This window comes from Streptomyces sp. NPDC001617, from assembly GCF_053596855.1.
This window is the reverse complement of sequence record NZ_JBSFHA010000116.1, coordinates 17,742-30,360: the sequence shown is the minus strand read 5'-3', so window position 1 is coordinate 30,360 and position 12,619 is coordinate 17,742. Positions and strand designations below refer to the sequence as shown.

The following is a 12,619-nucleotide window of genomic DNA, read 5'->3' as shown; positions in this document are numbered from 1 at the left end:
TGTGCCACGCGACCACGAAGGCGCACGGAACGCACACGCGCACAGCCGTACCGTTACGGCACATACGGAGCCTCGAACGGCAGGAACACCTTGCCGTTCGAGGACGAACGCCGTGCCGGGACGATGCACAGGTACGCGTCGTCCGGTTCCATCAGGATGTTGGCCGAGCCCAGGTGGATCTTGTACGCACGCAGATCGCCGCGTACGAGTAGGAAGCGGCCGTCTAGCGTGCATCGGTCGGCGATCTTCAGGCGCGGGAGGATCCGGTCCAGGACGTCGCGGCGGGCCTCGGCGCTCTCCGTCAGCTCGGCAAACCCTGCCCGCTGCCAGTAGGTGCGCCCGGGGCCGCCGTCGGTCCAGTCGGGGTCGGCGGCGATCGAGGTCACGCCGACGAAGAGATCGACGTCGCGCATCGCCTCGCTGAACACCAGTGGGGGCACGTCGGCGAGCGGTGCCTCGCGCCAGGCGCCCTCCACCCGGTGGGCGAAGCGCACCTGGTCGGTCGAGGCCAGTTCGTCGTCGCCCGCCCAGTCGGCCCAGGTGTGGAAGAAGCGGACCCGCCACTCCCCCGCCCCCAGGGTGCGCTCGGCCTCGTCGCCGTCCCCGCCGTCCCAGGGGCCGAGCAGGTCGCTCTTCCATCCCCGGGCCCGGAACAGGGCGAACATCTTGCGGTAGTGGACGAGGTGCGCGGCGAAGCGGTTGGAGTAGACGCGGGTCTGTTCCTCGGCCGGAGTGAGCAGGTAGATCTCGCGGAACGCCTGCTTGAAGGGCTGACGGATCCGCCGTTCGATGAGCAGGTCGCGCCAGGCCCGTACGGTGTCCGGCTCGGAGCGGAGGGGGTGCCACAGCCGTACGGAGGCAGCGTCGGGCGCGTCGGGAAGGAGTTCGGCTGTCTCGGGCAGAACGGCCCGCCACTCGCCGGGTGCGACCTCGATCTCCCAGATCAGTCGGCGTACGAGGGTCCGGGCGAGCGGGTGCGCGGCCAGCTCGGTGCGCCACCAGCCGTACGGGTGGACGGCGGCGACGGTGAAGCTGCCTTCCAACGCGCGTACGAGGGTGATGAGTTGGGCGTTCACCCGCTTCACCAGCTCGCGCAGCTCCTTGACGAGGGCCGCGTGGTCGCGGCGGACCGGCGCCGGGACGGTGCGCAGCGGGCGGCCGTCCTTCTCCCAGGTCAGCGTGGCGGTATCGGTGACCGTGACGACGGCCTCGTAGTCGCCGGCCGTCCGGCGCAGGACCCCATCGTCGTCGAACTCCAGCCTCGGCAGCCGTAGCGCCACGTCGGTGCGCTCGGCCAGGGCCGCGTCGATCTTCTTGAGCATCTTGTCGAGCTGCTTGGGCACCCCGGCGTGTCGGACGGTCCGGCGCACAGTGCGGATCGCGGTCACGAGCTCCGGCGTCGGGTAGTCCTGCGCGGCGCGGACCACCTCGTACAGCAGTGCCTGCGAGGGAAGCGTCTTCGCGGGGGTGGGGGCGAGGGCTGTGCCGGGCAGCAGCCGCTCGAACAGCTCCGGCAGCCAGGGCTCGTCGCGCAGCAGCGCAACCCGCAGGGCCTGTCCGAGCGAGGTGATCTCCCGGTCCGTGAACGCCTTGTCCGCCTGGTAGGGGATCTCGCCCGCCCGGATCGCGTCGGTGCGGTCGGCCGCAGCTTCCAGCGCGCGGCGGGCGAACGCGACGTAAGCGGGGTTGTCGGCCGACCTGCGCCACGCGTCCGCGAGCGGCGAGACGAACCTGTTGTCCCGGTCGATCTCGGACAGCAGTGTCCGTTCGGCCGGGGTGAGGCCGGCCATGACGGCGATCTCGTCCGCGACGATGGGGCCCACATCACGAGAGAGGCGCTCCACGGCGGTGCGCAGTGTCCCGTCGTCGGCGAGTCCCGCGACCGCGAGCAGCGCGTACGGCTGACGTACCGTGTCCTTCTCCAGCCAGAACCCGACCAGGGCGCGGGCGGGTTCGGAGACGTCGGGCAGCGGCCCTGTGCAGCGTTCCAGCGTGTCCAGGCCTCGGGTGAGGTCCGCCCAGCCCTGCTCCTCGCACCTTTCGGCGAGTGCCTCGAACATACGGCGGCACGCCTCGGGCGTATAACGCGGCCGCCGTTCCCGTGCGGCGTCCTCGACCACGAAGCGGACCCTCGTCATCGCGGGCGTGGCCGCAGGCCCCACCCGGTAGGCCGCCACGAACAGACCGCCGAGTTCCTCGTCGGAGATCTGGGCCAGATCCGGGTTGCTGTCCCTGTCCTCAAGTGTGAAGTCCGGGTCGGTCAGCGCGCGCATCAGCCGGGCGGCGAGGTCCATCAGGCCCCTCTCTTGATCTGGCGGAGGATGGTTCTGTCGGTGATCTTCGTGTCGGCGGCCAGCATGAATGCCTTGCTGAGGATGAGGGAGAGCCGTTCGTCCTCGAACGGCAGGAAAACCTTGCCGTCGCCCTTGCCGCGTGACGGGACGATGCACAGGTAGGCGTCGTCCGGTTCCATCAGGATGTTGGCCGAGCCCAGATGGATCTTGTACGTGCCCAGGTCGCCGCGCACCACCAGGAAGCGACCGTCGAGCGAGCAACGGCCGGCGATCTTCAGGCGCGGCAGGATCCGTTCCAGCGCCTCGCGGCGGACCTCGGCGCTCGCCGTCAGGGCACCGAACGTGGCCGTCCGCCAGTAGGCGGCATAGCGGTCCTCGCCCCGGTCGGTCCAGTCGGGATCGGCGGCGATCGACGTCACGCCCACGAACAGATCGACGTCCCGCATCGCCTCGCTGAACACCGGAGGGGGCACCTCTGCCAGCGGGACCTCCCGCCAGCGCCGGCCGTCCCGCCGCTCGAAGCGGACCTGGTCCGTCGCGGCGTGCTCGGGCGCGTAGCCGCCGTCGTCGTCCGCGGCGGGCTCGTGGTGGAAGCAGGCCCGCCACTCGCCGTCGCCGAACCCGGCCCGCGCCTTCCCGTCGTAGCCGCCGTCGTACCGGCCGAGGAAGTTGGCCTGCCAGCCGCGTTCCTTGAACAGCGCGTAGAGCTGACGGTAGTGGACGATGTGGGCGGCGAACCGGTTGGAGTAGACGCTGGTCTCCTCCTCCGCGGGGGTGAGCAGGTAGATCTCCCGGAAGGCCTGTTTGAACGGCTGCCGCAGCCGCTCGGCGACGAGCCGCTCCCGCCACGCCCTGATGTCGTCCGCCTGTGCCCGGATCGGATGCCACAACCGGACGCGCTCGGGCCGGCCGGGCGGCTCGGTCATCGGTGCCGTCGCACGCCACTCGCCGTCCGCGTCCTCGGCGTTCTGGAACTCCCAGATCAGGCCGCGGACGAGAACCCCGGTGACCGGATGGTCACGGTAGTAGCGGCACCAGTCGTCGTACGGCCACTCGCGCCCGGCCGACATCAGCGCCTCGATGCGGGCCCGCTCACCCGCCAGTGTCCCCCGCACTTCCTTGGCCAGGGCCTTCAATTCCCGGAGCTCGTCTGGGAAGCCGTCCCTCACTGCGACCGGAGCCGTGCGCGAATTCCCCCCGTCGGGGCGCGTGAAGGTGAGCCGCACGGTCGCCGCTTCCTCGATCGCCACCCGTACCCGGTGTCCGCCCAGCTCCCGTTCCAGCGAGCCGTCCGGCGCCAGGCCGTGATCCGGCACGCTGCGCTCGATGAGCTGCTCCGCCGTGATGCCCTGCTTCCCGGCCGCCGTCACCAGCGCGGTGTCGAGCTGCTTGCGCAGAGCCCGGTGCTTGATCCTGGACTGCAGCCGCCACAGGGTCTCAAGGGATGCCGGATCGCCGGTCTCGGCCACCGCGTTGATCGCCGCGCCCGCGAGCTTGAGGTCCTCGATCACGCCGGTTCCGGGTCCGCCGGTCCGCAGAGCGAGCGCGCCGAGGTGCTGCACCGCTGCCGAGCCGCCGGTCAGCGCGGCCGCCCAGACGACGCCGCGCGCCAGGTCCCCGTCGTTCTGGTGGACGACGTAGTGGTAGCCGTCGTGGTGCCAGGCGGTGTGCGCAGCACTTCCCCCGCTGCACAGCGGATCGTCCTCGGCCAGCGCTCGCAGGACGTCTGCCACGAGATCCCGAGCCGACGCCGCGTCCGCGAGTTCGAGGCACGTCCGCCGCCATCTCTGCGGGGGACGCGGCCCCGACAGGCTCGCCAAGTGCCTTACGAAATCAGCCAGTTCCCGGGTCGGCGAGGTGTTCGCGCGCTCGCGCAGGGGGGTGGCCCAGGGGGCGTACGACGGGATGAGTCCCTCGGGGATGTGCGCCTCGTCCACGCTCGCGAGCAGTGCCCGCAGGCGCTGGGCGAGCGACGCACGCAGGCGCGCCTCGACAGTGGTGTCCATGAGCTCCGTGTGTGCCTGCCGCAGCCAGGGCATGACCGCACGGCGGCCGTCGGCGTCGAGCTGTTCGACAGCGTTCAGCGCCGGCCCCAGCGAACGGGCGAACTGGTAGCCGCTGTCGTATTCGGTGACGCGGAGCAGCATCACCGCGACCTCGTCGGGCGTCCAGCCGCTCACCCGCGAGATCAGGGCCCCGATCTCGGCGTCGTACTGCCACAGGCTCGTGTCGTCGAAGCCGGCGGCCAGCATGAGGCACAGGACCGCGGCCCTGCCCTCCTCGTCCGCGCAGGTCGCGAGCCGCCTGTCGATCTCGGCCCGGGTCGCGGCGCGCGCCGCCTCGCATCGTTGGTGCTGGGGCCCCATGGACTGCCGGAACTCCGTCCGTTGACGTTCCAGGAGGTCGACGAGCCAGCGGACACGGTCGAGTGCGGCGGACCGCATGTCGTCGAGGAAGTCGTTCCTGCAGGATTCGGCCACCAAGGCTTCGTACAGCATGGCGGGATGATGGCAGGAGGGACTGACAATGCGATCAACTCAGGGGATGCTCGCCCCTGTTCGTCGTGGCCAAGCCGCTGGCCGAGGCAGAAGTCCGCGCTGGCCGAGCCGCACACGCCGGTGGAGACGAGGGCCGGACTGGCCCGCGCGGCACTGGCCCTCCTGACGGACCTCGACGCCCCCTGGAACGACGCCCGCTGGAACGCGATCGTGGTACAGGTCCGATCCCTGCGTGCACGCGGCGTGCGGAGCGAGGCCGAGCAGCTGATGGCCGGCCATGGACTGGACGAGGAGGACTTGGACGGGTGGACGGCTGGGGCGACTGATCGTTCACATCAGCCGGCCGTTCGACCGATTGGCCGGGGCTCCGCCCGCGTGAGGAGCATGAAGAGCACCATCCGGCGTCCGGGGTGCGAGGGCGGCGTGGGCGCCGGGTGGGCCTTCGACACGCCGTCCGGCTCACAGACCGTGTTCGTCCATCAGGCGCATCAGGTTCCGTTTGCGTCTGTGGGCGGTGCGCAGGGCGGAGACGTACACGGCGAACTCGTCTTCTGTGCCCAGGCGGCGGTGGCAGTCGCGGATGCTCAGCTGCAGGCCGACGAGCTGCTCGTAGACCGTGTTGCCGGTCTGCTTGGTCAGCGGCTCGGCCAGGCGGAGGTAGACGCCGAGGGCGTCGGCGGGACGGGTGGCCCGTGCCTGGTCGGCCAGGGTGAGCCACTGCCGGTCATGGGCGCCGGTCTGGGCAGCGGCCTGCCAGGCGGCGTCGACGTCCTTGTCGTCGACCAGGGCGTCGACCAGGACGGGGCCGCCGTACCAGCCCTGTTGCCGCCGCTGCGCGTCGGCACGCAGCAGGGCGAGGGCTCCTCCTCGCTCGGCCGGCCAGCAGTCCGCGGCCCGGGCGGCGGCGCGCAGCTGCTGGTAGGCGGCCAGGGTGCGGCGGGCACCGAAGTGGTCACGGCGCACGGCGACGGCGTGCGCTGAGACGGCTGCGCGAGTGGAGCCTGCTCAGATCTGCCGCCGCCGGCGCACCTCGTCGGCCCCGCGCAGGAGTACGTCGTGCCCACTCGAGCTGAACAGGACGATCGCAGGCCTGTACGCCGACGGCCCCGCCCTCGCCGTCGGCACCACGGCCGACGGCGCCGTCGTACAACTCTGCGCCCCGACGACCGCCCCTCGTCTCCGTGGAGGCGCGCCGCGCGTACTGCCGCCGGCACGCGGCCTGCTGGCGTCATCCGCCATGTCCTCCGAGATAGAGCGGGTCGTCGGTGATCTGGTGACGCGGATGGGCGAGGGGTCGGTGGAGGGCTTCCGCACGGCCCTGGCTGCCGTGGGGCGAGCAGCGCGTGCCGGCGGACCCGAGACGCTGACGGCGTCCGTCGAGGCGGTCGCTCCCCTGCTTCCCCGCCTGGGAGGCGTGTTCGCCAAGACGGCGGTCCTGGCCGGCGCGTGTGTGGAGTGGGGCGGCTCCCCGATGGCGCTGGCCCCGGTGCTTCCACAGCGCGCCGCCGAGGCGCTGCGGCTGTGGGCACAGGTCCCCACCGTGTGGCAGACGGCGATGCCCGGTCGGCCGCTGCCGGAGCCCGAGCACACGCCCGCCCCCGTCGGCGCCCGCCTCGCGGAACTCCTGCGCGCGGAAAGGCGCCACAGACGATGAGGCTCAACACCGCCGCACTCGACGCCATGGTCGCGGAGGCGATCGTCGATGCCTACGACGAGTACGAACAACTCGCCGCCCTCCAGGCAGTCATCGAGGACCGCCTCGCCCTCCCGTTCGACACAGTCGTACTCGGCGTCACCGTGACCGTCACCGCCGTCCAGCTCCGGTCCGGCAGCGGCATCGCCGCCCTGTGCGGACGCGGTCGACACCGTCAGGCGATCGGCCTCCTCGACCTACCGGTGCCCGAACCCGCGCCTGACGGGTGGGCCTGGCTGGAGGCCTACCGGCACTGGGCATCCTGAGCCACGTACCCCATGCCTCACCGTCTCTGCGCTACTGCCAGGCACGCACCAGATCTTCAGGCCCCCAGTGGGCCGCAAGCGGCAGACTGCCGGCGACACCGCTGCGGGACACCGCGACCAGCGGGGTGTCAGGCCCGGCGCCGGGCACCGCGAGTACGTCCCGGGCCAGGGCGTCGTATTCGCGCCGGCCGAACTGCTGGGACTCCAGCCACTTGATGGAGCCGACAAAGTGCACCGCGCCCGCCACGGGTTCACGGTCGGTGCCGACCAGGTCGATCTCCGGGTTGTTCTGCCGGTTCCACCAGCCGCCGACAGCCTCTGTCTCCGGCCATCGCTCGTCGGGCAGCAGCCGCAGCAGCGACTCGCGGATGAGCGGCTCGACCGCACGTCCCCGCCAGGTGGTCCAGGACCGCTCGATGCGCTCCAGGGCAAGATCGCCCCGGCCGCGCTCGATGAGCGGGATACCCCGCTGCAGGAAGGCCAGCCAGAAACGGAGATACGGATCGGCGATGCGGTAGCGCTTGTTCTTGGTGTCGGCCTTCACGGACAGCGGCAGGTCGGCCGCCAGAACCCGCTTGGCCTGCAGCGTGTTCAGCAGCGGGGACAGCGTGCCGGATGGCAGGGCACCTGTTCCCCCGGCCTGTGCGGCGATGGTGGAGAAGGTCCGCTCGCCGCTGCCCACCGCCTCCAGCACCGCCCGCGAGTGCGACGCCTCGGGGAACTCCCCCAGCAGCGACAGCTCGCCCGCCACCAGCAGCGGCGACAGCGGATTCGCCACGGCCTCGCGCAGGAAGTCCACCCGGCCCGTCCCGGGCCGCCACGACTGGACGATTTCCGGAAAGCCTCCCGTGATCAGCAGCGCGTCCACCGCGTCCGCCGCGTCCAGCCCGGTCATGGCCTGCACATCGCCCAGGTGCAGCGGTCGTACGGTCATCTTCGCCGCCCGCCCGAAGAACGGGCGGCCATAGGACTGCAGCGCCTCCATCACCGACATGTCGCTGCCGACCAGGATGAGCAGGACCGGCTTGGTGGACAGGTGACGGTCCCACACGGTCTGCAGAGCCCCCTCGAACTCCGCGTCCTGCTCCACCAGCCACGGCACCTCGTCGATCACCGCGATGCTCGGGACGTCGTCCGGAACCGCGACGGCCAGTGAGCGCAGCGCCTGATTCCAATCCGCGGCCTGCAGCCCGGCCACCAGCTCCGCCCCCGGTAGGGCGGACTGGGCGAGCGCCCCGGTGAAGTCCGACCGCTCGGCCACGGCGTTGCGGCCCCGGGTCGCCTGGAAGACCACATACGGAACCCGGGACCGGTCACAGAACTCCTGGACCAGGCGAGACTTCCCCACCCGGCGCCGCCCGGTCATGATCACAGCCTGCCCACGGGTAGCCCCCGTGCCCTCGATCACCAGGCCCAGCTGTCGAGCCAGCAGGTCCAGGTCAGCCGCCCTCCCTTTGAATTCCACAGGCAGCCCCTCTCGATCAAAACACAGTTTCGATATTACGTAGATTGAATCTTACTTAGATGCTAGCTCGCTTCCTGTGCCAGCGTGAACCGGTCGGAAGCATGGACGGGCGCGCCACACCATTTCGCGCTTGGGTAGATGGCCGACATCGGTCCGGCCGGAGAATCCCGCAGGTCACAGCCGGTCCGGCACGACCGGCCCTTGCTTGCGGCTCCTGCCGGGACCCGAACCTGCGGTCAATCGCCGCCGACCTACCGATTCAGCCGGACAACCGTCTCGATCACCAGCTGCCCGCCCCCCACCCAGCGGTCCCCCCTCTGCCCATGTCCCGAGTCCCCCGCCGGGGGCACTCGCCGAAGATCAGCTGAAACCACTCGCTAACCTGGGCGAAGCCGACGTAGCGGAGCGGGAGTCAGTCTCACTGACTCCCGCTCTTTGTCGTTGTTTCGCGCTCGTCGCGATAGACCTGCGACAGACGCCAGGCACGATCGGGGTAAGCCGCGCCCAGCCGGTGCGCTTGGGCCTGTCTCGAAGTCGGGTGTGAGCTTGTGACAAGATCGCGGGGTGCTGCGACTCACCGATTTCATTATCGACTGCCCGGACACGATGAAGCTGGCGGCTTTCTACTCCGAGGTGACGGGCCGTCCGATCAGGGAAGGCAGCTCCGAGGACTGGGCTGGTATCCAGTTCGGCGAGATCGAGCTGGCCTTCATCCGGGTGGACGACTACCGCGCTCCGCAGTGGCCCGACAGCGAGCACCCCAAGCAGTTCCACCTCGACTTCGAAGTGGACGAGATCGAGTCCGAGCAGCGCCGCGTCCTCGCCCTCGGCGCAACGCTGAGGCAGGAATTCATCGGCCCCAACGGCTACGGCTGGCAGGTCTACACCGACCCGTTCGGCCACCCCTTCTGCCTGTGCCGCAACAAGGGCGTCATCTGGACCGACCAGGGCCCGATCTGGCCCAAGCGCGACTAATTGGGCGCTCTGAGACGGGTGCCGCCGGATCGCTATCGGCCGGACTGTACTCGGCCGTCTTTCCATCGTGACAACGCAACCGAACCGCAGTCACAGAACTACCGTGTAGTTATGAGTCGTTGTACGGCCCCGGTCCGGGGCCGTCGGACTGCCAGAGCGGCCGCGGAGTGCCCTGCGTGCAGCGGCCGAAACTACGGATACCCATCGCCCCAGTCCTCCTACCCGCAGACGGACTACACGTCGCGGAGCGGCACCGGGGGCGGCGCGAGCAGTGGGGGCGAGTCCATTAGCGGCAGAACGCGGGCGCCTTGGGTCGCCGAGCACCTCCTCCGTGACTTACACGCCTGCCGAGGTGCGGGCGCTGGCTCCCGTTCGCCGCACTGTCGAGTTCCCACTCCTGCGCTACTGCAACGCGTCGAGCGCGGGGGCGTCTCCGACAAGGAGCTCTCGGAGCTCCTTACACGTGACCTGCTGATTCCTGTCGCGCACGAGACGACCTACGACGATCTCCGGAACGTTAGCCCCTTGCTTGCCTCGAGAAACGGGTTGAACACGGCGGATGATTCGATGGCGGACATTGCCATCAAGATCGCCGAGTTGGTCGCCTTTGAGGACGACCTAACCGCGCCGCCCACACCGCCTAGTACTGGCCCAGCCGCTCGGTAGCCCGCTGAAGGCTCCGCGTCGCCACGTCGAGCAGTCGAATCGCGTCCGGGAGACCGCTCAGATCCGAGGCAGCCTCCCTAAGCAACCCTGGGTTGTCTCCTAGGACAACCCCCAGGGCAAGAAGACGGGTCTTGCCACGCCTATGGAGACTCCACCGACCGCGTGGCCACGCTCGGGACGAATCAGTGAAGAGCGGTCCGGACGGCGCTGTACGCCGCGCCCGGAGGCGTGAGAGGACTCAGCTCTGCGTACTGCCGTCGATGAGCTCGCGGATGACGTCCGCATGGCCGTTGTGTTGGGCGTATTCCCTGATCATGTGCATCATGATGCAACGCACGTCGAGGTCCCCAAATCGGTGGTGCGTGCAAACGTCATCCAGTGAAACCCCGGCGAAGATCTCACGGCTGCGCTCGCAGGCGGCCAGGTAGCGCGCGACGTCCTCAGCCAGTGTCGCGCCGTCGTCCAACAGGAAGTCACCGTCCTTGCGCTTCGGCCAACCGAAGGGCGCGGGTTCCTTGCTCTGCTTGATGACTTTGATGAACCAGACGAACTCGACCTTGGTGAGGTGTCGCACCAATCCGTGCAGGGTGGTGAGGGACGGAACGACACGCCGGGCGGCCTGTTCCTCGGTCAACCCATCGAGCTTCCTCAGCAGCTCGGCGCGATGGTAGTCGAGCCACCCTGCCAAGGCCTCACGTTCAGGCGCGATGGTGCGCAGGTCGACGGGCTTGAGCGGCGAAGCGAAGGTCTGCGGCCCAGAGGCGTCATTCATGGGTGCATTGTCGCAGGCGAGGTCAACGCCCGATCCTGATGGGGACATCCCGCTGTACAGCAGAGAAGCACAGCAACCACAGCAACCGACCATGACCCACAGCAACCCTCAGGAGCCGAACGACTGCCTGTATGACCTCTGTTGACCGATCTCTGCAGAGCTACGGATCAGAAGGTTGTGAGGGGGGTGGGTACGGAGCCATTCGGCCTCCCGGGACCCAGTAGTCCGGGGACCCCTATCCGGCCACCCCCTTGGCCGCCGTGTTCTTCAGCGAGAACATCGAACCGGCTCATCTCTGTCACCGAAGCCAACAGCCCACACCGACAACGCCCTTGTCCTTGTGGTCGGCACCACCGGCAGACGTGCCAGAACCGTGCCAGGTCGGGCGGGAAGCTACGGGGAACACCGGCGCAGTACTTCCGCTGGTGAGGACATCCCGGCGGACGTCACGGCACATCGCCGCCCCTCGCGCTCTCCCGAGGCGCTGCCGTCCCGAGGGAGCCAGGGGTCCCCGCTGCTTGCTCGGGGAGGGCCAGACCTGCTCAGCTTGATCCCCGGCTTGGGGCGTGATGATCTCCGTCTGGGTTGCGGGGAGGACACCCTGTGGTCACCGGCTCTCGCGGTCGCGCAGGTCGTGCTGGGTCCCAGCGACTGCCGGACCCCAGATGGCCGGCACGCGGGCGGCCACAGCCGCAGCGGCTTCCTGAGCCGTGCAGGACGGCTCCATGGAGAACTCCTCCCCTCGGAGATGCACCGCATACCGACCTCCACCGAGCGGATGGATCGCGGAGACGTCTTGCGAGAACGGAAATCCGGTACACCTGCTGAACATCAGCGTGCCGTGGCTGGTGAAGGGAAACAGCGCACGCAGCCTGGGCTCGGCATAGGCCGCCCGGATCATGTCCAGGTCCGTGTACGGGTCCCTTTCCAGATAGCGGCGCCACTTCTCCGCCACGGCGAACTCAGGGCCGCGTTCGTGAGCCAGGGCGAGGGCGCTGAATTCCAGGAAGGGGGCGGCCGTGTGCAACTCGGCCAGGGGGACGCCCTGATGCCAGGCCGCCGCCGCTGTCGCGAGTTCAGCGAGGTCGGATGTGGAGCCGTTGGTGAGATTCACACCCTGCGCCCATACGGCGATGAGGAATACCCGCTGTTCGGATCCGAGGTTCACGTTGAAATGGTCCAGTCGTGGGTTACGGCTCCCCACCCAGGCATAGGTGAGTGCCGAACCGTCACGAGACGACCGGACCTCACCGAGGTCCAGGCCGTTGTCTGTAGCGCACTGGGCAAGCGCGGCAGCGAGACTCCCGGCGGCCGCCAGATCGGGATACAGCTCAGGATCGGGCTGGAGCGGCCGACGAGCGCGACGCGTCTGAGTCATTCGGACATGATGGCTCAATTGTTCTGGAGTGAGTTCGGGGATGCTTCGGGGATGCTCAAGAAGAACGGGCGGGTACGGACCTGAAGGCGACAGGCCGAAGCCCCGAACAGCGTTGGCGCGGGGATCTCGTTCGTCGCTCATGGAGGCGTTCCACCTCGTGGTCGTGCGAGCCCTTTGGCCCCGGGGGCAGGGCCGTTGGGCCCTGTCGGCCTGCTCCTGCCGGTGATGTAATGCAAGTGAAGCCAGGGACTGGCAAAGGAAGACGCGGAGGAGCGGTCTCGCACCGCGCACCGCGCAATCGAGGTCCGCGAGAAGCGGGCGCCGGTCCCTGGCTTCAAGAACGAGCGGCGGCCGCGCGCCCGGCCGAGTGACTCTCCCCCGGCGAGCCACTGCCAAGCCCTGCGCTCGGCAGCTCAATGTGCCCCGGAACGCACGGCTCTTTCCGCCACATCACTCGTATCCCTCGCACCACGCGTGTCCCTCGGTGTCGGTGCCGGTGATGGTGTCGGTGACGGATTCCGTCAGAGCGGCGTACCGGCCCGAATCAACGGTCTTGGCACCCTGGACGGTGTGCCGCAACCCGGTGGTCGAGGGGCCGCTGCGGGCGGGCCG

8 protein-coding genes and 1 pseudogene are annotated in these 12,619 nt (G+C 69.4%); 3 read left to right on the top strand and 6 right to left on the bottom strand.

Annotation, left to right across the window (positions count from 1 at the left end; translation table 11 throughout):
- Positions 1 to 53 precede the first annotated feature (53 nt).
- The 3 genes and pseudogenes from ACWC09_RS47570 to ACWC09_RS47560 form a co-directional block, all read right to left on the bottom strand.
- A complete protein-coding gene (locus ACWC09_RS47570) occupies positions 54 to 2,294 on the bottom strand; it encodes a DUF4132 domain-containing protein (RefSeq protein WP_450857975.1) in 2,241 nt (746 codons plus the stop codon).
- Positions 2,294 to 4,792: a DUF4132 domain-containing protein gene (locus tag ACWC09_RS47565; protein WP_450857973.1), complete on the bottom strand. Its 2,499-nt coding sequence runs from the start codon at positions 4,790 to 4,792 to the stop codon at positions 2,294 to 2,296. The genes ACWC09_RS47570 and ACWC09_RS47565 overlap by 1 nt, the downstream gene beginning before the upstream one ends.
- Before the next feature lie 459 nt (positions 4,793 to 5,251).
- Positions 5,252 to 5,764 (bottom strand): annotated as a pseudogene (locus ACWC09_RS47560) (SWIM zinc finger family protein); the annotation flags it as partial.
- 22 nt (positions 5,765 to 5,786) lie between these two features.
- On the opposite strand from ACWC09_RS47560, the gene ACWC09_RS47555 reads away from it, so the two are divergent.
- A complete protein-coding gene (locus tag ACWC09_RS47555) occupies positions 5,787 to 6,446 on the top strand; it encodes a hypothetical protein (RefSeq protein ID WP_450857971.1) in 660 nt (219 codons plus the stop codon).
- On the top strand, positions 6,443 to 6,751 hold the full coding sequence (locus ACWC09_RS47550) for a hypothetical protein (RefSeq protein WP_450857969.1): 309 nt from the start codon (positions 6,443 to 6,445) through the stop codon (positions 6,749 to 6,751). The genes ACWC09_RS47555 and ACWC09_RS47550 overlap by 4 nt, the downstream gene beginning before the upstream one ends.
- A 31-nt stretch (positions 6,752 to 6,782) precedes the next feature.
- On the opposite strand, the gene ACWC09_RS47545 is transcribed toward ACWC09_RS47550, so the two are convergent.
- Complete coding sequence (locus tag ACWC09_RS47545) at positions 6,783 to 8,216, bottom strand: ATP-binding protein (RefSeq protein ID WP_450857967.1); 1,434 nt, start codon at positions 8,214 to 8,216, stop codon at positions 6,783 to 6,785.
- Positions 8,217 to 8,780: 564 nt separating this feature from the next.
- On the opposite strand from ACWC09_RS47545, the gene ACWC09_RS47540 reads away from it, so the two are divergent.
- On the top strand, positions 8,781 to 9,191 hold the full coding sequence (locus ACWC09_RS47540) for a VOC family protein (protein WP_450857965.1): 411 nt from the start codon (positions 8,781 to 8,783) through the stop codon (positions 9,189 to 9,191).
- A gap of 904 nt (positions 9,192 to 10,095) precedes the next feature.
- Here the strand turns inward: ACWC09_RS47540 and ACWC09_RS47535 are convergent.
- Positions 10,096 to 10,629 carry a DinB family protein gene (locus ACWC09_RS47535; protein ID WP_450857964.1) on the bottom strand — a complete coding sequence of 178 codons (534 nt, stop codon included), beginning with the start codon at positions 10,627 to 10,629 and terminating at the stop codon, positions 10,096 to 10,098.
- 607 nt (positions 10,630 to 11,236) lie between these two features.
- Entirely contained in the window at positions 11,237 to 12,148 is a 912-nt protein-coding gene (locus ACWC09_RS47530) for a DUF6193 family natural product biosynthesis protein (RefSeq protein ID WP_450857962.1), read from the bottom strand.
- Between the last annotated feature and the right edge of the window lie 471 nt (positions 12,149 to 12,619).